The organism is Streptococcus sp. 27098_8_23, from assembly GCF_041432195.1.
Taxonomy (GTDB): Bacteria; Bacillota; Bacilli; order Lactobacillales; family Streptococcaceae; genus Streptococcus.
On sequence record NZ_JAPVZF010000001.1, the window covers coordinates 459673 to 482806 of the forward strand.

The window sequence follows — 23134 nt, forward strand, 5'->3', positions numbered from 1 at the left end:
TGTTAGTGAAACATAGTTAATCCTCAAACTAAAACTCCATTATTTAGAAATGAAAACCTAAACTGTTTTTAAGGAGGTATTATATTGATAGAAAGCAGACCTGATTTTGATAAAATTGCATCCTTTGATGAATTTAATAAATACTATTGGTATCGTGATGAACTTTCACAGATATGCAGGTCATTAGGACTTGAATATAGAGGTACAAAACAGGAACTCAATGATATTATTGAGCAGTACTTCAAGGGGAATTTGATTAAAAAATCATCAGTAAAAAGGAAAAAGAAACGAGTAGAAGTCGTTACTTTAGATACGCCCTTACTTGAATGTGGATTCTCCTTTAATGCAAACTTTAGAGAATATTTCTCAACTTTAACAGGTGTTTCGCCCTTTAAATTTACTGCTAATATGGCCACTGCTTGGAGAAAAGTAAAAAAAGAAAATGATTTGAATTTCACAATCCAAGATATGCTAAAAGTTTATTATGGAGATTCAGATTATGCCAAGTATGACCATTCGGTTTGTCAATGGAATCAATTTTTAAAAGATTTCTGTACAGACGAAAATAGTGGCAACTACTCGAATAAACTAAAAGTAGCTTCCATTCTTTGGAAAGAAGTTCGAGACTCAAAGAAAGAAAAAGTTTATTCCAAACAACTTCTGAAAGAACACAGTAACAAAATAGAGGAGTATCGTAAATAAATAATTCTTAGTTTAGTGGGTGAAGCCATAAGCTCTATTTTCTCTAAAAGTTTTATAGAGGAAAGATAGATTAAGCTGAAGAAAGTTGGTGAGAAAAATGGATATTCTAATGAATGAAAAAAGTTTTGATGCTAAAGCGTTAGAAAAATGGCAAAGAAAACATGTAATTTCAGTTTATAAAAACTTGGGACTTTCTTATGATGGGGAAGCGTCAACGGAACAATTATGTGAAGTGTTAACCGAGAAAAAAGTAGAGCTAGGATATGATGCGATTGTCGAAAAAATTCAGAATCAACTGAAATTAGGTGATATCAGTCTAAAGATTGCGACTAAACTATCTGGAAAAAGAAGAAAAAAGGCTATGACTAAAATTTATACAGAAGGAATTGATGTAGAAACTTTAGGCAAGGTGATTGATCACGTTACGTATCTAAACACAGCTGAAAATTTGAAAGTCAATTTGTCTGTTTGTCCAGAGCATTATACTTTAGTGCCCCGCGAAGAGGAACTAGAGGTCATTGAAAAAACGGGAAATGCTCCTTTCCCAATGCAATTCTTTATTCGGTTTAACGAAGAAGAGGGAATTCAAACGCCTCGGGATGAAGAGTATCCGTATCAGATCGTCGGAATTGCGAAACTAAAAGACGGGACCATTATTGGAGGAGTAAGACATCAATTCCGTAATGTAGAACAGGGAATTGAGGCGTTCACTTGTGTCGAGTTTCCGGCGTTATGCCCTAATTCTATTGTAAAAGACCACCAAATTCACTTGGCTGTGGAGTGGTCAGGGTGGATTCAATGGGCCATTGACCATCAAGATTTAGTGCAAAACAGTTAAAGTGACTTGGGTTGGAAAGAGATTACAAATCTATCCGTAAAAACTATATATGCTGATAAAATAGACGAGTATGACAAGTAGAAATGTTAGTCTAAACTAACAGTTTGTAAGGAGGAATACCATGCTAGGAGCAACTGTTGGAGATATTGTAGGTTCAGTTTACGAATGGAACAATATTAAAACAAAAGACTTTCCATTATTTCGTGAGGATTGTTTTTTCACGGATGATACGGTAAATCCGAACCGCTGAATGTGTAAGTTTGTTAGTGAAACGTAGCTAATCCTCTCACCTTTTCATTTTAAGGTAAGAAGGCTTCAAAGCTCCACTGGAGCTTTGAACTCCCCAAACCTTTTGTGTTCCGCGGACGCGCCACGTTGAGGCGGTAAGTCTATTAGTGAAGAGTAATTAATTTTTAGGAGGCTTTCTGCTTTTTTAATCCTACGGACGAAAAATACGGCAAAATATTATTTTATACAGTAAATTTTCTAACGTTAGAAAAATAGATTTGATGCATTTAGATAAACAAATTATAAATAGGAGAATCAAATGTTTAGTTTTTTTAAAAAGAAAAGTCCTAAAAACCTCGAAATCGATTTTCATGACAATTCAATGGTAATGAATGGAACCAGCTTGTCTTTTCCTTTATCTTTGAAAGATATTGAGGCTGTATTAGGAAAGCCTGATCAGGTTGTCAAAAAAGAAAATAAATACATAAAGTACGTTTACGACAATGCTGGTATTGTATTTGAACATTCGTCTTCTATCCGGAATCATTTAAAGAAATGCAGGGTCTATATTGATGATGAGCATCTACTTTCTACAATCAGTTTCTACTATGGTGATGTTGTAAAACCTATGTTTGGAGAAGAAGAATTACCCAAGATGCCTTGTCAAGCCGTAGTATCCACTGATGGGAAGCCTCCCTATTTTCTTTATGATAGACACAGAACTGGGGATTTCAATTTTATTTTATGGACCCCTCATGGAACCAATTTTAATGGAAGACCAGATGTAATGAGATATCCACTCACCATTTCTTACTATCCAGAAATCAAGCATGAACGTCAAAAATCAAATCCAAAAGTTGTTCAAGAAAAATATCTTCATTTTGATAATCTGAATTTTAAACTAGCTATTATCCAAGTATTGATGTATGATTTAGATATTTTAAAGCCAGCTTTTGATATTTTTGATTTTTCAGAGGAATTTAGCGAGTTGGATATTGATACAGAAAGTACAGAACTTGTAGAGCCTGCCTTAGAATACTTTAAAAATCTTCAGATTTCACAGAAGTATGCAAGTCTTGTAAAAGAGATTGATATGGATGGCGGTAATGAAATTTTTATGAATCTGATTCCTCAGTGGGATGGTGAGGATAGTACTTTTGATTTGAATGAGGTTAGTTTGGTTGAATTAAAGCAGTTCCCAAATTTAAAACAAGCGACAATCATGTCAAGTAATTTTGAACAAGTTAAGGAAACTTTTGCTAAAGCTGGAGTCGACGTAGAACTAGTGTAAGTTTAACTAAACATTTATAAATTTTTGAAAAAATCTTACTGTTATGACTCGAAAAAAGGATTAAGTAAAATATGAAAAAGTTTAAATGGTGTTTATGGGTAACTGGGGTTCTTGTTATTCTTATGACAGCATCTTCATTGAATGCTTGTAGTTTTGGTGGTGAAACTATTCCCCAAAATAGAACAAAGGAACAGTACGAGTTTGAAAAAACGTTTGATCCTATGTTTAAATTTTTGGAACAAGAGCAGAAGGATTTTAATGGGCTGGAAGCTTATAAAAGCAGCGTCTATATAAAAAATGGTGACGAAGTCAAAAGATGTGAAATCGACCTAGACATTACCAAGGCAGATGGTAAGGGCGACTATAGAATACAAATCGGAGAAAATAAAAAAACGGTTCCCGTTAGTTATTCTAATGGCAAGTTGCATTACGATTCAGCGATAGATCCTTTATTTGATGAAGAAATTCTTAACTTAGTTGTCAAAAGAGATGTTTTTGACTCCTTGAATGTAAAAAGAACGTTAAGAACCGGAACAACAGAGCTTAGTGAAATTATCTACCAGCCAGAAAATAACTCTGACCTCTTTCAGAAACTGAAAAGCAAATATGATCTACCAGAGGAAACAACGTGCCAAATTAGAATAGATTACTCAGATAAAACAAATTATGGGATTACAATACAGTTAACATCGAAAGAGATGTCTGTCAAAATTGGTTTAACTATTATTAAAAAACGGGGCTGACGATTTAGGAATGTTATTGAAAAGAGTTTTTTAACTCTGAGAAGGATTTAAAGGTGACTATGAAGGTAAAATTTAAAGAAACGAATAAAGTATTTTTCAAAATAGTAGAAGTAGAGGGAGAAAAGTATATTCTAGATTTGACGACTGTTAGACCAAAATCCTATTTCTGGGGTTCTCTTCCCGATGAAATTACTGCAAAAATGCAAAAGTTAGATAAAAGAGATATGCGTTTTGAGAGTGTAGCTCCAACTATGAGTAAATCAATTGGGATTGCAATTGGTACAGCAATAGGGGGATCTGGCTATCGGCTAGTGACGAATTTTTTTAGAAACAATGGGATTAGTCACAATCTTCCTTTAAAGATAGGTTTATATGGCCTGTTCATCTTCCTAGCTTATCTTGTTTTCTGGTTCATTGCCATAAGAGCTCGTCATAGCGTCCAAAAAAGACTTGAGAATAAAGTTTCAAACTATAAAATAACCTTCAAACCAGTTGGAAATAAACGTCAATTAAAACATTACAAACTTCTTCCTTTTATCCTTGTTCCGACTCTTGGATGTTTTGCATTTTATCTATATACTGTTAATGGAACAGAGGGAGCCTTACTTGTTATTAATAGTATTCTATTATTGGGATTTTTTACAGTGATTTTAGGCATGTCACCACTCCGAGAAAGTGTCGAAAAGCAAGAACTTGTTTTTGAAAAGATTGAGAAGTTATAAATTAAGATGAAAGCTATTTTATGATCCTCTTTTGCAGGTCACATTGGGTTATTTTATAAGAAAAATTAGGGAACTGATTAGAAAGTGTTTTGAGGAATAGACGTGGAATTAAAATTTAAAAATTCAAGTATGATGTGCTTTCAAATTGTTCAGATAGAACAAGAATCGAAGAAGTATGTCATGGATACAAGTACTATAAGCCCCAAGAGCTATTACTGGGGAATAAAAACAGATACGATTACAGTGGACATGGTGGAGATTGAAAAGAATAATAACCAATTCGAAATTAAACCTAGCAGACCTGTAAGTGCAACAATGGGAGCCATTATCGTTCAACCAATCGTCAAGGTTAGCTATGATGCGCTGAAAAAATTTTTTATTCACAATAATATTAGCGAGCAAATATTATTAAAGTTATTACTCTTTGCAATTTCTATGCTGATTTCTTATTTTGCAATTCTGATTTCATTAAAGTTATCCCATAATAAAGCAGATAAATGGATTCCTCAAAACAGCAATAAATACACAGTGACCTTTACAACTATTAAAAAAAGTAACGGAGGAGTATATCCTTTGGTTGGAGCAATTGCCCTTTGTTTACTTTTCTTTCTTGGTTTGAATAATGGAACAGAAGGGGCTTTTTTGGTAATCAATGGAATCATATCGTTATTCTTTTTCATGTTTACTCTAGGAAGTTTTCCAATCGCTCATCCATACAAGCATGGTCAAATTGAGGTTGAAAAGATTGAGAAAATATAGAACAAATGATATTGGAAATAGTATTGATTCAGGTATTAAATCCATTCAGAAAGTGTTTGGGTGGTGAGTGACTCATTTAAAGTTCAAGACAGCTTTTACAATGTAGCATTGTGAGTTAGAAAAGGAGTAAAAATGAATTATTTAGAAATACGCAAGAAATATGGATTTTATAGAAAAGTCGTGATTGTTTTGGCTGTTCTTCTCATTCTTTTTGTAGCTTGGATGGTGAAAGATAGGACTATTCAAACCCTTTGTATTTTATTTATAAATGCACTCTTATTTCTTTTCATTGCACTAATCAGAAGAGGGTATGTAAGGAGTGGTACTAAGTTACTGTATATGGACTTAGATTTACCATCTTGGAAGCAATACATTGAATTGAAGAAAGATGCAAAAAGAGCTATTATAAAAATGGATGTGACACTAACATCTGTTGGGTATTCCTATATGATTGGTGATTTCGATGCTGCCATTAAGGAGGCTTCTGAAGCAATGACTGATCAAAAACTGAAGCCGAAATACAGAGATTTTTTAGAGAGTTACCTCATTCGCTCAACAGTTCTTGCACAACCTGACCTGACCAGGGACGAGCTTGATCTTATGCTAGACAAAATGTCCATATCAGATCCGTCTCTAGCTGAGAAAACAAAAAGCGTGAGTATCGCGCTTTACGATTTAACAATTGCTCATCAATCCAATGATTATTTTGAAGAATTGGAAAACGAGTTTAAATATCAACAATTGGAAATCAGTTACTATCAAGCTTTGAACTTTAAAATAAAAGGTGATATGACCAGGGCGAATGAGTTGTTTAGAAAACTTGCTCAAGAAGATGAACAGCTCTATATCGTACAGAAGTCTAAAGAATTTTTAAAAAGTTGAGCGTTTTATTTGACTGATTAACGTCTCTATTCTAGTTAGTGGATCCGATTTTTCGAGCATTTGGATGGCGTTTACATCACTCAAGTGATATAATTAGTTACTAGAATTTTTGTAACTATTAAAGGAGTATTATCAATGAAAAAAGCAATGTTAATTATTAACCCTACCTCTGGTGGGGAAAAGGCTTTGGATTATAAGGTCAAGCTGGAGAATAAAGCCAAAGATTATTTTGAGCAGGTGGAAACCAAAATTACCGAAAAAGCGCTGGATGCAACACACTTTGCTGAGGAAGCGTCTCGTAAGCAGTACGATGCAGTGGTTGTTTTCGGTGGAGACGGGACTGTCAATGAAGTCATTTCGGGTATTGCTGAGAGAGACTACATTCCTAAGTTAGGGATTATCCCTGGTGGAACGGGTAACCTCATTACGAAACTGTTGGAAATCAATCAAGACATTGATGGCGCGATAGATGAACTCGATTTTAACTTAACCAATAAGATTGATATCGGTAAAGCAAATGATAACTATTTTGGTTATATCTTTAGTATCGGTTCTCTGCCTGAGGCGATTCACAATGTTGAAATCGAGGACAAGACGAAATTTGGTATCTTTGCCTATGCTGTAAATACCATGAAGTCCGTCATGACGGATCAGGTCTTTAACATTAAGGTTGAGACAGAAAATGGAAATTATGTTGGTGAAGCTAGCCATGTTTTGGTTCTCTTGACAAATTACTTCGCTGATAAGAAAATCTTTGAAGAAGACAAAGATGGCTATGCCAATATTTTGATTCTAAAAGATGCTTCTATATTCTCTAAATTATCCGTCATTCCTGATTTACTAAAAGGGGATGTTGTCGGAAATGATAATATTGAGTATATCAGAGCGCGTACTATTAAAATCTCTTCAGATAGTGAATTGGAGTCAGATGTTGACGGCGATAAATCGGATAACCTACCTGTAGAAATTAAAGTCCTAGCACAGCGAGTAGAAGTGTTTTCAAAACCGAAAGAGTAGAAGATAAAAAAATAGTTTATTTTTTACAATGAAATCAAGTTTCATATCAACGATTGGAGGAGGAATGAATTCTCTATTTGATGAATTTCGAACAATTTGCTCTCATTTAAACCAAGTCGGAATCACACCGACGCTCATGGGGTCTTTGGGGTTTGAATACCGTTCAAATGAAGAATGGGGGCCGTCTGACATTGACATTCATGTGGCTGGTGACCCTAGAGGTTGGGAAGCACCTGATCATCTCAGAATTTATGACTGGGACAAGATAATGAAAGTGATGAACCACTTGGGCTATACCTTGGTAGATATTCATGAGCATGAATTCCAAAAAGATGGTCTGAGTGTTGAATTCGGAAGTATCGATTCTTTACCTGATTTTGCAAGAGTTTCGGAATCAGATATAGAGCTGATTCATCTCGAAAACATCACTTTTCGCGTTCCAAGTTTAGAACAGTATTTAAGTATTTACAAGGCTTCTTCCCAAGATTCCTATCGAAATAACCACAATAACAATAAGGATTTTAAAAAGATTGAGTGGCTGGAAAGACATTTGTAAAACTGTCTTTCTATACAACGCCTTAAAATTAAATAATATGGATATCTCAGAATATTTAATTCGTTTCAAGAAATTTTATTAATAGGTATTATTCATAACATAGTGCTTAATTTAGTGTTTTTATAAAATCGGAGGGAATGATTTGTCAGTTTTAACAGAAAAAACAGAATGGCTCTGGAAAAAAAATCAGGAGCTATGGCTTAAAGAAATTGTTGAATATATTGAAGCAAATGATTTAGTTGATTATAATTTTCAGGACAATAACGAATGGACTGCTAGAGATTATGAACAGTCACCTTTATGCCAGATAATTTGGGGAGAAATAGTTTCCAGTTACCTTTCTAAGAAATTCGGCGAAGAGTACACATATTTAATAAATAGGTATCATTTAACAGTACAAAGCGATACGAAAAGTTTTCGTTTTCTCTTTGATGTAATGAATAATGGTAAGGCAGCATATAATCCTTCTTATAGGACCAAAGATAATAGTGATATTATATATAAATATCATTATATTGGTAATTTTACCCCTATTCCAGGTAATGTTCCATTAAAGCCAAGTTTACAATTTAGTCACAAAGTTTTTCAAGAAGATTGGAACAAGATGATAGAGCATATTAGAGATCGTTGGAATGAATTTAAGTTTGATTTGACGTTTGATGAATATATTGAGATGACTTTTCAAACCGATTATTATTCAAACAAAAAATTTAATAAGATTAGTGGAAAAGAAGATATAAAAAATATGATTATTTCGAGAGGCAAGCTAATAGAAGGACGGTTAAAAGAGCTAATTTAAAATTAAGTATGAACTATTTAAATAGTTTTTGAAAAAGTCTAATAATGAGAAGTCTTAGAGATAAGACTTTTTTATTTTTAGAACCAAACCGTCCGAAACTACGAACAAGCCTTGCAAATAAAATTAGAAAGTAGTATACTAGAATCACAATTATGAAAACGTTTGCGCAACAAGGTGAATAAAAGTAAACTAGGAGACAGAACAATGGAATTAACAGCCATTTACCACAGACCAGAGTCGGAGTATGCTTATCTTTATAAAGACAAGACAATGCACATTCGCCTCCGAACCAAGAAAGATGATATTGAAACCATCAACTTGCATTATGGAGATCCTTTTATCTTTATAGAGGACCGTTATGAAGATAGTAAGGAAATGAGTAAAGTAACTTCTGATGCTTTGTTTGATTATTGGCAAGTGGAGATTTCAGTTGGCTATGCCCGACTCCAGTATCTCTTTGAACTTAAAGATAAGCAAGGTCAGTGTATTTTATATGGTGATAAGGGATGTGTTGAAAACACGCTAGAAAATCTTCATTATGAAGGAAATGGATTTAAAATTCCTTATATTCATGGGATTGATGCTTGCCATATTCCTGACTGGGTGGCCGATACAGTTTGGTATCAGATTTTCCCAGAACGCTTTGCTAATGGGAACCCTGAGATTTCACCTGAAGGTTCACTAGCTTGGGATTCCTCTATCAAACCAAAGACGAGCGATTTCTTTGGAGGTGATTTACAAGGTGTTATTGACCATCTGGATTACTTGCAAGATTTGGGGATTACAGGACTTTATCTCTGTCCGATTTTTGAATCCCCAAGCAATCACAAGTACAATACGACAGATTATTTCGAAATTGACCGTCATTTTGGAGATAAGGAAACTTTCCGTAAACTGGTGGGCCAAGCCCATCAGAGAGGCATGAAAATCATGCTTGACGCTGTTTTCAATCACATTGGGGATCAGTCTCCACAATGGCAGGATGTTCTCAAAAATGGTGAAGATTCCGTTTACAAAGATTGGTTCCATGTTCAAGACTTCCCAGTGACCAAGGATAAGCTGGGGAATCCAAGAAAGCTCCCTTATCATACCTTTGCCTTTGCCAGCTATATGCCAAAGCTCAATACGGCTAATCCTCAAGTGAAGGACTATTTGTTGAGCGTTGCGACCTACTGGATTGAAGAGTTTGATATCGATGCTTGGCGTTTGGATGTGGCTAATGAAGTGGACCACCAATTTTGGCGAGATTTCCGGAAGGCTGTCCTGGCTAAAAAGCCTGACCTTTATATTCTTGGAGAGGTCTGGCACACTTCACAGCCTTGGCTAAATGGCGATGAATTTCACGCAGTCATGAACTATCCATTCTCTGACAGTATCAAGGATTATTTCTTGCGTGGGGTTAAGAAGTCCCATCAATTTATCGATGAGATCAATAGCCAGTCTATGTACTATAGACAGCAGATTTCGGAAGTGATGTTTAATCTTCTGGATTCGCACGATACGGAGCGTATTTTGGCTACTGCCAAGGGAGATAGACAACTTGTGAAGTCTGCCCTCGCCTGCCTCTTTTTGCAAAGGGGGACACCATGTTTCTACTATGGGACTGAGTTAGAATTAGATGGAGGACCAGATCCAGATTGTCGTCGTGTCATGCCTTGGGAACGTGTTTCCGACAATAATGAGATGCTTCATTTCATGAAGAAATTGATTCAGCTTCGCAAGGATGCTTCAGATATTATTCAGCATGGAAAATTTATTCTCGAAGAAATCAAGCCAGATGTTTTATCTATAGCATGGGATTATGATGGACAAAAAGTCCAAGCTATTTTTAACCAATCAACTGAAAACTATCTTGTAGACCGTGATTCTGTAGCGCTAGCAAGTCATTACCAAGAATTGGACCAGCAACTGGTGATATTGCCTAAAGGATTTATAATCCGATAAAAATCGTACTTTAAAAAGACTGTGATGAATGGGTGATTCGTGCAGTCTTTTTTTTGACTTATGTAGTATAATATAGCTAAGTCAACGATTACTAGCTGAATGATTAGTGAATGCTATTTAAATGAAAAAGAGACTTGTAGTCTAGAAGGAGAATTGCATGAAACGAACGAGAAAAGTAGTAGCCTTTGGAATGTGCTTGCCCTTATTATTTGGATTGGCTGCTTGTCACCAAAATAATACGAGCACTGAAGCTACAAATCAGATACAGACCAGTTCAGATAAAGTTCCTTGGACGGCTTCATATACCAATCTGAACAATCAGGTCAGTATCAAAGAGGTCAAATCACTCTTATCAGCTCATTTGGATACAAATAGTGTTGATGCATTTTTCAATCTTGTCACAGACTATAATGCGACTGTCGGTTCCACTGGCTTAAGTGGTGATTTTGCTTCCTTTACAAAGACAGAATACGATGTAGAGAAAATCAGCAGTCTCTGGAATCAAAGAAAGGGTGACTTTGTCGGGACCAACTGCCGCATCAATAGCTATGCGTTATTAAAAAATTCAGTCACGATCCCAAAACTTGAAAAGAATGACCAGCTACTTTTTGTGGATAACGATGCTATCGATAAGGGAAATCTATTTGACGCGAAAGATAAGGAAGAGTTTGATATTCTATTTTCTAGGGTGGAGACGGAAGCGACAACGGATGTAAAAGTTCACGCGCAGAAGATGGAGAAATTCTTCTCCCAGTTTCAATTCAATGATAAAGCTCGGATGTTGTCTGTTGTGTTGCATGATAATTTGGATGGAGAGTTCCTTTTTGTTGGACACGTAGGTGTTTTAGTGCCAGCTGATGATGGTTTCTTATTTGTAGAAAAACTGACTTTTGAAGAGCCTTATCAAGCTATTAAGTTTACGAGAAAGGAAGATTGTTACAAGTATCTATCCACCAAATATGCGGATTACACAGGTGACGGACTAGCTAAGCCTTTCATCATGGACAATGAAAAGTGGGTTGAAGGATATTAAGGTAGGCAAGGGAGAAACAGTATGGAGACAGTAGTAGCGTTTTTAGTTATCATTCTTATCGGATTCTGGGCTGTAAACATTCTCAAGCCTCGTAAGGCAAATAAAAAGGAAAAATTTATAGGCTATATGCAGCGCTATGATATAGATGGTGAGGGTTATCAGTCAGAAGTCTGGGAAGTGACGGAAGATGAGAATGAGAAATAAGGAGGAGTATCCAAAAACAGTAGATTTCTTGCCTTTTTCAAGAAAGGGAACTAGTAACATTAGTGCTATTCTAAGGAACTTATAGGAGGAAACATTATGGGAATGATTGCTAATTATCAATATCTATCTGATAATGAATTAAGCCAAATAAAGCGGTATTCTTGTCAAGAAGAGGATTTGCTTGACTTGGTAGAGGATTATCCTGAGGGAAATGATACGTTGATAGATATTGACAAAATGTGGGATGCCTTACTCTTTGTTATGACAGGTTTTAGTAGTTCAGAATTTATGGATGACGATCCCTTGAGAGAAGCTGTCTTGGGAGTAACTTCTTTAGAAAATGTATCGGAGTATATAGCCTATACTGAACACTCAAAGATAGCTGAGATTGTTCAAGCATTAGAGAATTTTGACATGGATAGGGCTTTAGCTAACTTTAGCATGGAAGCATGCAAGAAGGCAGATTTGTATCCCGATATTTGGGATTATCTTGATGAAGAGGAAGAAATCAAGGATGATATTCGAACCTGTTTTGTAAAAATGAAGGACTTTTATAAGAAAATCTTAACTCTCAAAGGAAATGTCCTAGTGACTATTTGTTAACTACTTTTACCAACTGTTAGTCAGGTGCGTGATGAATGTACATGTAGAAAATCGTACACCTGATGATTTGTCTGGTGAAGAAAATATTCCACAGTATAGTCGGACGGAATAGATAGAAATTGGTTATAGAATTTGTAAGCATAATAGATTTTAAACTTTAAGATGGAGGATTAAAGAGATGGGAAAAATTGAATGGGAAAATGCAAAGACACGTTTAGATGCCTTACTTGTCATTGATGAGTATCGAACAGATCCAAATGAGACCTGGCTTCGATTGATCTTTAAGACTGAGGGAAGCTACGGAATCCGTTACCTTATCGACAACGGTTCTGGTGATTCTCTAGATGTGATTTTCACTGATAAAATGATCCTTATAAAGGGCTTTGATCATGAAAGCAGTTTGAGTCAATTTGCTGCTGACGAGTGGGATCAAGACATCATAGACGGATTTTATAGAGGACTAGATGAAAAGTATCAAAACCTATACTCAGAAGAGCAAAAAGATGAAACAACTTTCTTTATCTGGTATGACGGTCAAGAGCATCAAAATACCTACCAAGAGCAGGACGGTGGCGAATGGTTGTTATCCTATTTCTTTGACAGTTTTGAGAAATTTCATGAGTTTGTGACGGATTACTATTCAATTACCGTAGATGAGGACTTACTTAGAAAACTTTACAATCAAGGCCAGCTTTCAGAAGTAGAATTGGAGCAGTTGATTCGCACTTCCTAGCTAGAAATGTGTATAAAATCTGATGAAAAGAACTGATTTTCAATATCAAGTTATACTTGAAGAATTATTGAAGAAGTTAATGTCTGTAGTTTCTTTTTTCTTATGCAGATAACGATTTAAAACGATTTCTTTTTATAGTTCAACAGAATTTGACGAACAAAAAACAAAATTATTTAAAAAAGTTTCACAAAATGCTTTACAAGCTTTTATAAACATGATATAGTTATAAGGCTTAGAAAATGAGAAGATGTTTTCTAGCAAATATAAACCCGAGTAAAAAATGCCTACGGACAGGCAGGGTTGAATGCCGAAGCGTGGTTGAAAAGCCACATTATTGATAGGGTTAAAAGCCTACTTTTATAAGTTGATGTTAGGACGCTTGTCCTAATTCATAAATTTTTAGTGTGGTGAAAGCACACGTCATCTTGTGAAACGATCAATAAAGTACGTAATATTTGCTACTAGAGAGTTAGGAAACATCAGGAACAGACATACTCAACAGAAACCAAAATACACACGTCAGAAGATTGCAGAGCAGGTGAAAACCTGCTCTTTTTTCATAAGTCAACCTTTAGTCGCCTTTATCTTCTTGAGGTGCTAAAAATACGGTAAAGGAGTATGTCTTGAAGAAGTTAGATCAAAACCAAGCCCCAATTTACGAGGCTTTGGTCAAACTACGCAAGAAAAGGATTGTCCCCTTTGATGTGCCAGGTCACAAGCGTGGACGAGGAAATCCAGAACTTGTCGAACTGTTAGGAGAAAAATGTGTTGGCATTGATGTCAATTCTATGAAACCCTTGGATAATCTTGGTCATCCCATTTCGATTATTCGGGATGCGGAGGAATTAGCTGCGGATGCTTTTGGTGCAGCCCATGCCTTTCTCATGATTGGGGGAACAACTTCATCTGTTCAAACCATGATTCTTTCCACCTGCAAGGCAGGAGATAAGATTATTCTGCCACGTAATGTCCATAAATCTGCTATCAATGCGCTGGTTCTATGTGGTGCCATTCCCATCTATATCGAGATGAGTGTAGATCCTAAAATTGGCATCGCTTTAGGTCTTGAAAATGACCGTGTGGCTCACGCTATAAAGGAACATCCAGATGCCAAGGCTATCCTAATCAACAATCCAACCTACTATGGAATTTGTTCAGACCTCAAGGGTTTAACGGAAATGGCTCATGAAGCAGGCATGCTGGTTTTAGTGGATGAAGCCCATGGAGCTCATTTGCATTTTACAGATAAACTTCCAATTTCTGCTATGGATGCAGGGGCTGATATGGCGGCGGTCTCTATGCATAAGTCTGGTGGGAGTTTGACTCAGAGCTCCATTTTACTTATCGGGGAGCAGATGAACCCTGAGTATGTTCGTCAGATCATCAACCTGACCCAGTCTACATCTGCCTCTTATTTGTTGATGGCTAGTTTGGATATTTCACGTCGCAACTTAGCCCTTCGTGGCAAAGAGTCTTTTGAAAAGGTTATTGAACTATCTGAGTATGCTCGTCGTGAAATCAATGCTATCGGTGGTTATTATGCCTACTCAAAAGAGTTCATAGACGGTGTGTCAGTCTGTGATTTTGATGTAACCAAGTTGTCCGTTTACACTCAGGGTATTGGCTTAACCGGTATTGAGGTTTATGACCTCTTGCGAGACGAATACGATATTCAGATCGAGTTTGGGGATATTGGCAATATATTGGCCTATATTTCAATCGGTGACCGCATCCAAGACATTGAGCGTCTGGTTGGTGCTTTGGCGGATATCAAGAGACTCTACTCGAGAGATGGGAAGGACTTGATTGCTGGTGAATATATCCAGCCCGAGTTAGTCCTGTCTCCTCAGGAAGCCTTTTATTCAGAAAGAAAAAGTTTAAGCTTAGACGAATCTGTTGGACAAGTCTGTGGGGAATTTGTCATGTGCTATCCTCCAGGAATTCCAATCCTAGCACCAGGTGAACGCATTACACGAGAAATTGTAGACTATATCCAATTTGCCAAAGAACGTGGTTGCTCCCTCCAAGGGACGGAAGATCCAGAGGTCAATCACATCAACGTCATTAAGAGAAAGGAGAACTAGATGGATTTATGGTTTTCTGAAGTTCATACTCCAGATGTGAAATTGTCCCTGAGAACCGCCAAGCAACTCTACGCTGGTAAAAGTGAATGGCAGGATATCGAAGTTTTAGACACACCAGCTTTTGGGAAAATACTAATCTTAAATGGCCATGTCTTGTTTTCAGATGCGGATGACTTTGTCTACAATGAAATGACCGTCCACGTTCCCATGGCTGTCCACCCAAATCCCAAGAAAGTCTTGGTTATTGGGGGTGGTGATGGCGGTGTTGCCCAAGTATTAACGCTCTATCCTGAACTGGAGCAAATCGATATTGTGGAACCAGATGAGATGTTGGTTGAGGTCTGTCGTGAGTATTTCCCAGACTTTGCTGCAGGGCTAGATGATCCTCGTGTTACCATTTACTATCAAAATGGACTGCGATTTTTGAGAAACTGTGAGGATGATTACGATATCATTATCAACGATGCGACAGATCCATTTGGACATACGGAAGGGCTCTTTACCAAGGAATTTTACGGTAACAGTTACAGAGCTCTGAAGGAAGACGGGATCATGATTTACCAGCATGGGAGTCCTTTCTTTGACGAAGATGAGTCAGCTTGCCGAAGTATGCACCGTAAGGTCAATCAAGCCTTTCCAATCAGTCGGGTTTATCAGGCGCACATCCCAACCAGTCCAGCTGGCTATTGGCTATTTGGATTTGCATCGAAAAAATACCACCCTGTCAAAGATTTTGACAAGGAAGGCTGGAGAAAACGCCAGCTTTTCACAGAATACTACACTGCAAACTTACATGTGGGGGCCTTTATGTTGCCCAAGTATGTAGAAGACATTTTAGAAGAAGAGGAAGGAAAAAAATGAGTCGTTTATTAGTTATTGGATGTGGGGGCGTTGCCCAAGTTGCTATTTCAAAGATTTGCCAAGATAGCGAAACCTTTAAAGAAATTATGATTGCTAGCCGTACCAAGTCAAAATGTGATGACTTGAAAGCTAAACTAGAAGGCAAAACAAGTACTAAGATTGAGACAGCTGCTCTTGATGCAGACAAGGTAGAAGAAGTGGTTGCCTTGATTGAAAGCTACAAGCCAGAAGCCGTTTTGAACGTAGCTTTACCATACCAAGACTTGACCATTATGGATGCTTGTTTAGCGACTGGAGTTCACTATATCGACACAGCTAACTACGAGGCAGAGGATACAGAAGATCCTGAGTGGCGTGCCATCTACGAAAAACGCTGCAAGGAACTTGGTTTTACAGCCTACTTTGACTACTCATGGCAGTGGGCTTATCAGGAAAAATTCAAAGAAGCAGGCTTGACTGCTCTGCTTGGATCTGGCTTTGACCCAGGTGTAACCAGCGTTTTTTCAGCTTACGCCCTTAAACATTATTTTGATGAAATCCACTATATCGATATTTTAGACTGTAATGGTGGTGACCACGGTTATCCATTTGCAACAAACTTTAACCCAGAAATCAATCTCCGCGAGGTTTCTGCGCCAGGTTCTTACTGGGAAGATGGAAAATGGGTCGAAGTTGAAGCTATGTCTATCAAGCGTGAGTATGATTTCCCTCAAGTTGGACAAAAAGACATGTATCTTCTTCACCATGAAGAAATCGAATCATTGGCCAAAAACATTCCTGGAGTCAAACGTATTCGTTTCTTTATGACTTTTGGTCAATCTTATCTAACGCATATGAAATGCTTGGAAAACGTTGGTCTCCTTCGTACGGATGCTATTAACTTTAATGGACAAGACATTGTGCCGATTCAATTCTTAAAAGCCTTGCTTCCTGATCCTGCCAGCCTTGGCCCACGCACTGTTGGAAAAACCAATATCGGCTGTATCTTTACAGGTGTCAAAGACGGTGTTGAAAAGACCATCTATATCTACAATGTTTGCGACCATCAGGAATGTTACGCAGAAGTTGGTTCACAAGCCATTTCTTACACGACTGGTGTTCCAGCCATGATTGGGACAAAATTAGTGATGAATGGTACTTGGAAACAACCTGGGGTTTATAATCTTGAAGAATTGGATCCAGATCCATTTATGGAAGCTTTGAATGAGTATGGCTTGCCTTGGGTTGTGGTTGAAAATCCGCAAATGGTGGACTAATGAAGTTAGAACAAGTACCAACACCAGCCTACGTCATTGACTTAGCCAAACTAGAGGAAAATTGCCGGATTTTACAGCAAGTTCAGGAAGAAGCGGGCTGCAAGGTTTTACTTGCTCAGAAGGCTTATTCCCTCTACAAAACCTATCCCTTGATTAGTCAGTATCTGTCAGGTACGACGGCTAGTGGTCTCTATGAGGCTAAGTTAGCTAGAGAAGAGTTCCCAGGGGAAGTCCATGTATTTGCACCTGCTTTCAAGGATGCAGACTTGGAGGAATTGCTGGAGATAACGGACCATATCGTCTTCAATTCGGAGAGACAGTTGCGGAAACATGGGGCTCGTTGCCGAGAGGCTGGTATTAGTGTTGGTTTGCGTCTCAACCCACAGTGTTCAACTCAAGGAGATCACGCGCTCTACGATCCTTGTGCACCTGGATCTCGTTTTGGAGTTAGCCTAGACAAGGTACCGAGTGATTTGCTGGACTTAGTGGATGGGCTTCATTTTCATACCCTTTGTGAGCAAGGGGCGGATGATTTAGAGACAACTTTGAAAGCTGTAGAAGCTCAGTTTGGTCCTTATTTACATGAGGTCAAATGGCTCAATATGGGTGGCGGCCACCACATCACAAGAGAAGACTACGATGTGGATTTGCTGATTTCTGAGATTAAAAGAATTCGAGAAACTTACAATCTTGAAGTCTACATCGAGCCGGGTGAAGCTATTGCGCTCAATGCGGGTTATCTAGCAACTGAAGTATTGGATATTGTAGAAAACGGTATGGAAATCTTGGTTTTAGATGCGTCCGCGACCTGCCATATGCCTGATGTACTTGAGATGCCCTATCGTCCACCTTTGAGAAATGGCTTTGAAGCTCAGGAAAAAGCCCATACCTATAGACTTTCTTCCAATACCTGTCTAACGGGTGATGTGATTGGCGACTATAGTTTTGAAAATCCAGTTGAAATTGGTGACAGACTCTATTTCGAAGACATGGCTATTTATTCCTTTGTCAAAAATAATACTTTTAACGGTATTGGCCTCCCAAGTCTCTATCTCATGGACGAGCAAGGTGACTGTAGCTTAGTCAAAGCCTTTGGCTATCAAGACTTTAAAGGGAGATTATCATGATAGAAACTCCGAAAAAAGCAGGCTATCGTATGCCAGCAGAGTACGAACCCCATCATGGCACCCTCATGATCTGGCCGACTCGACCAGGTTCATGGTCCTTTCAAGGAAAGGCTGCCAAAAAAGCATTTAGCCAGATTATTAAGACTATAGCAGAAGGGGAAAGGGTTTACCTTTTGGTGGAGCAGGATTATCTATCTGAAGCCCAGTCCTATCTCGGAGACAAGGTTGTTTATTTAGATATCCCGACAAATGATGCCTGGGCGCGTGATACAGGTCCGACCATTCTCGTCAATGATAAAAGAGAAAAATTGGCAGTAGATTGGTCTTTTAATGCCTGGGGTGGTGCTGTCGATGGTCTTTATCAAGATTATGAAGAGGATGACCAAGTAGCCAGTCGTTTTGCAGAAGTTTTAGAGATACCTGTTTATGATGCCAAACCTTTTGTACTGGAAGGCGGCGCGATCCATAGCGATGGTCAAGGAACCATTCTTGTGACTGAAAGTTGTCTTCTAAGTCCTGGACGCAATCCCCACCTGTCTAAAGAGGAAATCGAAAACACCTTATTGGAGAGCCTTGGCGCTGAAAAAGTTATTTGGCTACCTTATGGTATTTATCAGGACGAAACCAATGAACACGTTGACAATGTTGCAGCCTTCGTTGGTCCTGCAGAACTTGTCTTGGCTTGGACAGATGATCAAAACGATCCTCAGTATGCCATGTCTGCAGCTGACCTTGCCCTTTTAGAGAAGGAAACGGATGCAAAAGGTCGTCCCTTCACTATTCATAAACTGCCAATCCCAGCGCTTCATCAAGTTGTAACCGAAAAGGATTTGCCGGGCTATAGTTATGAAGAAGGGGAAGAAGAGCGTTATGCAGGTGAGCGTCTGGCAGCTTCCTATGTCAATTTCTATATTGCTAACAAGTCTGTCTTGGTTCCCCAGTTTGAGGATGTAAACGACCAAGTGGCCCTAGATATCCTCAGCAAGTGTTTTCCAGACCGTAAGGTCGTAGGAATACCAGCAAGAGATATTCTATTAGGTGGTGGCAATATCCACTGTATCACTCAACAAATCCCAGAATAGGAGAAAAAGATGAGAAATGTAAAAGTTGCAGCGATCCAGATGCAATGCGCTAAGGATGTGGCAACAAATATCCAAACAGCGGAACGTTTAGTTCGACAAGCTGCAGACCAAGGCGCACAAATCATCCTCTTGCCAGAGCTGTTTGAACGTCCGTATTTTTGCCAGGAACGTCAGTATGACTACTACCAGTATGCCCAGTCGGTGACAGAAAATACAGCCATTCAGCATTTTAAAGTGATTGCTAAGGAACTACAGGTTGTTCTACCCATTAGTTTCTACGAAAAAGATGGCAATGTCTTGTATAACTCAATCGCCGTCATTGATGCTGATGGAGAAGTGCTGGGCGTTTATCGGAAGACCCACATACCAGATGATCATTATTATCAAGAAAAATTTTACTTTACGCCTGGTAACACTGGTTTCAAGGTCTGGGATACTCGCTATGCTAAGATTGGGATTGGCATCTGTTGGGATCAATGGTTTCCTGAAACGGCGCGCTGTCTTGCGTTGAATGGGGCAGAATTGCTCTTTTACCCAACCGCTATCGGTTCAGAGCCTATCTTAGATACGGATAGTTGCGGTCACTGGCAACGTACCATGCAAGGGCACGCAGCAGCAAATATTGTCCCAGTCATTGCAGCCAATCGTTACGGTTTGGAAGAAGTCACTCCTAGTGAGGAAAATGGCGGACAGAGTTCTAGTCTTGACTTCTACGGTTCCTCCTTTATGACGGATGAAACAGGAGCTATTCTAGAGAGAGCTGAAAGACAAGGAGAAGCTGTTCTGTTAGCAACTTATGACCTGGACAAGGGAGCAAGTGAACGCCTCAACTGGGGACTATTTCGAGATAGAAGACCAGAAATGTACCAACGGATTACCGACTAGAAGGTAACTTTCATAATAAATTTTTAATATTCACGTCTGTCTTACAAAAATGTAAGATAGGCTTTTTAAATGTAAGATAGGTGTACGATTATACGCGGAAATGTATGCTATACTCTATGTAGATAAAAAAGAAAGAGGTTTATTATGAAAAAATGGAATGCGACACAGTTGAAGTATCTGATGGCGGCAGTAATGGTTCTGGACCATATCCCTCATATCACCGGGATCGTTTCTCCTTTGTGGGAAGGTATCTTTCACGCCTTGACCCGTTGTGTGGGAGTTTGGTTTGCGTATATGGCTATGGAAGGTTTTATCTATACTCGAAACTTGAAAAACTACCTCATCCGTCTCTGGTCTTGGGCGCTGATCATGTTTGCTGGAAATAGCCTTCTCAATACTCTGTTTGCCTCTAAGGGTGTAATGGTTACTAATAATATTTTCTTGACTTTGGCCATCGGTGTTACCATGCTTTGGATTGGTTTTCCCAGAAAAGAGTTGGATAAAAAGGAGAAGTTGTGGCGTCGTATTGGGCTTGCTGGGCTCTTGATTTTCGGGTGTCTTTTTACTGAGGGGGGCATCACCATGCTACCATTTCTCTTGATTAGTTACTCTTGTCGAAATCGCAAGGGCTTGCGAAATCTCCTCTATGCCTTTCTGTGGGCCTTCTTGTTAGTGACTTCCATCCAAATTTACGACACTTGGCACCAAACACTGGAAATGATGCTTTACAATTCTGACTGGCTCTTTATCACCGTCTTTCCTTTTATGGCTTTGTATAATGGACAGCGAGGAAAAGAAACTAGTTGGAGTAAATATTTCTTTTATATTTTCTACCCAGCTCATCTATGGATTATAACCCTGATTGCTTATTGGGTTAAATAGCTAAAAAAGCAAATAGCAGTAATTTCTGTCTATTTGCTTTTCTTTTTATAAAATATACTTCTCAATCGCACGCGCAACGCCGTCTTCTTCGTTGCTGGCTGTAACGTCATTGGCTAAGGATTTGACATGGTCGCTGGCATTTCCCATTGCAATGCCCAGTCCTGCAAACTGGAGCATTTCGATATCGTTATTGGCATCGCCCATGGCCATAATTTCTGAGGGCTCGATCTTCAAAATCGCTGCTAGTCGAGAAAGAGCAGTAGCCTTGGTCGTTCCAAGTGGCATGGCTTCATAAATGACAGGCTGCGAACGAACACCGCTAAATCGTTGGCAGAGCTCCTCAGCAAACCGCTGCTCAAAATCGTCTGTTTGTTCTTCGTTGCCCAAAAACATGCCTTGGAACATACGATACTTGCCACTAGTCGCTTCTTCAAGAGAAATTTCAGTCAGGTCTGAAAAGACTAGCTTGGCATCATTTTGAACGATTTGATTAGGCTTGCCACCGAGTACAAAATAATGTTCCTCATCAAAAAGGGTCAACTGGACGTCGCTTTTTTCTGCTAGGTCATAGAGGTATTCGATGTCAGCTGGACTGAGTTCTTGCCAGTCAACTAGCCCCCAGTCACTGGTCTGGTGGGTTGAACAACCGTTATTGACGATGACATACTCATTCTGAAGGTCCAGTCCCAGTTTTTTGTAGTAAGGAAGGACACCGAAAAGCGGGCGACCTGTACAGAGAACCAGTTTGACACCTTTTTCAATGGCTTGGTGAATGGCAGTAATGTGGGCTTGTGGAATTTCCTTGGCTTCATTAAGGAGGGTTCCGTCCATATCCAAGGCTAGTAGTTTAATCATAAGACTTCCTTTTCTAGGTGTTTTGCTTTTATTATAGCATATAGACTATAAAATGTCTGACAGAATTGTAAAATTCAAGCTTCCTTTTCTTGAAAAACAAAATAAATTCTTATATAATATGTATACTTAATATTCAAGGAGAAATAATGTCAAAGTATCACTTTAATTCAATTTACAAAAATGATGAAACAGAATCTACAGGTCTTCTTTTCATCAAAGTCTACAACAAGTGGGAAAGCAATTTAAAAAGAGTCTTGAAATCAGTTGGTCTCACTTTGCCTCAATTTATCGTTTTAACCTCGCTCTTGTTTTTGTCTAATAGAGAGGAATATGTAACGCAAGTTGATATTGCTCGGTTCACCGGTATGGATGTCATGACGGTTTCCCAGATTGTTAGGCTACTGGAGAAGAAGGACTACATTAGACGTGATCAACATCCAAAGGATAGTCGGGCAAAACTGGTCTCAGTGACGAAGTCTGGAGCGGAGAAGGTCAATCAAGCTTTACCTTTAGTAGAAGGTGTTGATGAAGAATTTTTTGAAAAACTATCTAACGATAGAGAAGTTTTTAATCGTTTGTTGGTAGAGTTGGAGGATAAAAATGCCTAGATATTGGGTCGGAGTTGTTTCGAAGAACCATGTTTTAAGAGGAGTTGAAGGAAATTTTTGTCAGGTCTGTCATGGAAAGAGCGGACCCTTAAATCGTATGAAAAAAGGTGACTATCTTTTATACTATAGTCCGAAATACGATATGAACAGTCAAGATAAGTTACAGGCTTTTGTGGCCGTAGGTAAAATTACAGATGACAAAGCCTATCAAGTAGAGCAGTTTGAAGGATTCTTTCCCTTTAGAAGAAATGTCGAGTATTATCTACCAGTCAAAGATTGCTCCATAGAAATAGCCAGACAACATCCTGAATGGAAAGACTATACTTCTCGACTTCGTTATGGGCATTTTGAAGTTTCCAAAGACTTTTTTCTCTATATCTTTCAGCATATGGAAGTGGATGATGGAGGATGATTGATTTGCAAATTAAATGATTGTCAAC

26 protein-coding genes are annotated in these 23134 nt (G+C 38.4%); 25 read left to right on the forward strand and 1 reads right to left on the reverse strand.

All coding sequences use genetic code 11. The features are described from left to right. Positions 1–84 precede the first annotated feature (84 nt). From O3652_RS02265 to O3652_RS02375, 23 genes are all read left to right on the forward strand, one after another. Complete coding sequence (locus O3652_RS02265) at positions 85–702, forward strand: SAP domain-containing protein (protein WP_371590027.1); 618 nt, start codon at positions 85–87, stop codon at positions 700–702. Positions 703–799: 97 nt separating this feature from the next. Next, positions 800–1540, forward strand: coding sequence for a hypothetical protein (locus tag O3652_RS02270; protein WP_125413657.1), 741 nt, complete (start codon positions 800–802; stop codon positions 1538–1540). A 121-nt stretch (positions 1541–1661) separates the two neighbouring features. Further along, entirely contained in the window at positions 1662–1790 is a 129-nt protein-coding gene (locus O3652_RS02275) for an ADP-ribosylglycohydrolase (RefSeq protein ID WP_125413656.1), read from the forward strand. A 297-nt stretch (positions 1791–2087) separates the two neighbouring features. Next, positions 2088–3059, forward strand: a complete 972-nt coding sequence (locus tag O3652_RS02280) for a hypothetical protein (protein WP_125413655.1) — start codon at positions 2088–2090, stop codon at positions 3057–3059. A 71-nt stretch (positions 3060–3130) separates the two neighbouring features. Then, entirely contained in the window at positions 3131–3802 is a 672-nt protein-coding gene (locus tag O3652_RS02285) for a hypothetical protein (protein WP_125413654.1), read from the forward strand. A gap of 59 nt (positions 3803–3861) precedes the next feature. Next, a complete protein-coding gene (locus tag O3652_RS02290) occupies positions 3862–4524 on the forward strand; it encodes a DUF443 family protein (protein WP_371590028.1) in 663 nt (220 codons plus the stop codon). A 102-nt stretch (positions 4525–4626) separates the two neighbouring features. Beyond that, positions 4627–5283 (forward strand): hypothetical protein, encoded by a 657-nt coding sequence (locus O3652_RS02295; protein ID WP_227232355.1) that lies wholly within the window; start codon positions 4627–4629, stop codon positions 5281–5283. A 132-nt stretch (positions 5284–5415) separates the two neighbouring features. Further along, positions 5416–6165 carry a hypothetical protein gene (locus O3652_RS02300; protein WP_371590029.1) on the forward strand — a complete coding sequence of 250 codons (750 nt, stop codon included), beginning with the start codon at positions 5416–5418 and terminating at the stop codon, positions 6163–6165. Positions 6166–6300: 135 nt separating this feature from the next. Beyond that, positions 6301–7182, forward strand: coding sequence for a diacylglycerol kinase family protein (locus O3652_RS02305; protein ID WP_371590030.1), 882 nt, complete (start codon positions 6301–6303; stop codon positions 7180–7182). A gap of 64 nt (positions 7183–7246) precedes the next feature. Further along, positions 7247–7738, forward strand: coding sequence for a phosphoribosylanthranilate isomerase (locus tag O3652_RS02310; protein ID WP_049518668.1), 492 nt, complete (start codon positions 7247–7249; stop codon positions 7736–7738). Positions 7739–7880: 142 nt separating this feature from the next. After that, positions 7881–8537 carry a hypothetical protein gene (locus O3652_RS02315; RefSeq protein ID WP_049518670.1) on the forward strand — a complete coding sequence of 219 codons (657 nt, stop codon included), beginning with the start codon at positions 7881–7883 and terminating at the stop codon, positions 8535–8537. A 204-nt stretch (positions 8538–8741) separates the two neighbouring features. Beyond that, positions 8742–10481 carry a glycoside hydrolase family 13 protein gene (locus O3652_RS02320; RefSeq protein ID WP_125413649.1) on the forward strand — a complete coding sequence of 580 codons (1740 nt, stop codon included), beginning with the start codon at positions 8742–8744 and terminating at the stop codon, positions 10479–10481. Positions 10482–10638: 157 nt separating this feature from the next. Further along, positions 10639–11514 (forward strand): DUF4300 family protein, encoded by an 876-nt coding sequence (locus tag O3652_RS02325; protein ID WP_049518674.1) that lies wholly within the window; start codon positions 10639–10641, stop codon positions 11512–11514. 21 nt (positions 11515–11535) lie between these two features. Beyond that, positions 11536–11718, forward strand: coding sequence for a hypothetical protein (locus O3652_RS02330; protein WP_049518676.1), 183 nt, complete (start codon positions 11536–11538; stop codon positions 11716–11718). 96 nt (positions 11719–11814) lie between these two features. Beyond that, positions 11815–12321, forward strand: coding sequence for a YfbM family protein (locus O3652_RS02335; RefSeq protein ID WP_070567338.1), 507 nt, complete (start codon positions 11815–11817; stop codon positions 12319–12321). 178 nt (positions 12322–12499) lie between these two features. Continuing rightward, complete coding sequence (locus tag O3652_RS02340) at positions 12500–13054, forward strand: hypothetical protein (RefSeq protein WP_070567340.1); 555 nt, start codon at positions 12500–12502, stop codon at positions 13052–13054. A gap of 623 nt (positions 13055–13677) precedes the next feature. Beyond that, a complete protein-coding gene (locus O3652_RS02345) occupies positions 13678–15138 on the forward strand; it encodes an aminotransferase class I/II-fold pyridoxal phosphate-dependent enzyme (RefSeq protein WP_371590031.1) in 1461 nt (486 codons plus the stop codon). After that, the gene (gene speE / locus O3652_RS02350; protein ID WP_000366719.1) at positions 15139–15999 is read left to right on the forward strand and encodes a polyamine aminopropyltransferase; all 861 of its coding nucleotides are present in this window, start codon (positions 15139–15141) and stop codon (positions 15997–15999) included. After that, positions 15996–17255 (forward strand): saccharopine dehydrogenase family protein, encoded by a 1260-nt coding sequence (locus O3652_RS02355; protein ID WP_000088752.1) that lies wholly within the window; start codon positions 15996–15998, stop codon positions 17253–17255. Before speE ends, O3652_RS02355 begins: the two co-directional genes overlap by 4 nt. Continuing rightward, complete coding sequence (nspC, locus tag O3652_RS02360) at positions 17255–18382, forward strand: carboxynorspermidine decarboxylase (RefSeq protein WP_125413647.1); 1128 nt, start codon at positions 17255–17257, stop codon at positions 18380–18382. Before O3652_RS02355 ends, nspC begins: the two co-directional genes overlap by 1 nt. Next, positions 18379–19464 carry an agmatine deiminase gene (gene aguA / locus O3652_RS02365; protein WP_125413646.1) on the forward strand — a complete coding sequence of 362 codons (1086 nt, stop codon included), beginning with the start codon at positions 18379–18381 and terminating at the stop codon, positions 19462–19464. Before nspC ends, aguA begins: the two co-directional genes overlap by 4 nt. A gap of 9 nt (positions 19465–19473) precedes the next feature. After that, positions 19474–20349, forward strand: a complete 876-nt coding sequence (gene aguB, locus O3652_RS02370) for an N-carbamoylputrescine amidase (protein WP_125413645.1) — start codon at positions 19474–19476, stop codon at positions 20347–20349. A 144-nt stretch (positions 20350–20493) separates the two neighbouring features. Then, on the forward strand, positions 20494–21231 hold the full coding sequence (locus tag O3652_RS02375; protein WP_125413644.1) for a TraX family protein: 738 nt from the start codon (positions 20494–20496) through the stop codon (positions 21229–21231). A 45-nt stretch (positions 21232–21276) separates the two neighbouring features. Here O3652_RS02375 and O3652_RS02380 read toward each other — a convergent pair whose 3' ends face one another. After that, positions 21277–22086, reverse strand: a complete 810-nt coding sequence (locus O3652_RS02380; RefSeq protein ID WP_125413643.1) for a Cof-type HAD-IIB family hydrolase — start codon at positions 22084–22086, stop codon at positions 21277–21279. A gap of 146 nt (positions 22087–22232) precedes the next feature. Here O3652_RS02380 and O3652_RS02385 point away from each other — a divergent pair, with 146 nt between their 5' ends. Next, the gene (locus O3652_RS02385; RefSeq protein ID WP_084881260.1) at positions 22233–22694 is read left to right on the forward strand and encodes a MarR family winged helix-turn-helix transcriptional regulator; all 462 of its coding nucleotides are present in this window, start codon (positions 22233–22235) and stop codon (positions 22692–22694) included. Continuing rightward, positions 22687–23106 carry an EVE domain-containing protein gene (locus tag O3652_RS02390; protein WP_125413642.1) on the forward strand — a complete coding sequence of 140 codons (420 nt, stop codon included), beginning with the start codon at positions 22687–22689 and terminating at the stop codon, positions 23104–23106. The genes O3652_RS02385 and O3652_RS02390 overlap by 8 nt, the downstream gene beginning before the upstream one ends. Positions 23107–23134: the final 28 nt, after the last annotated feature.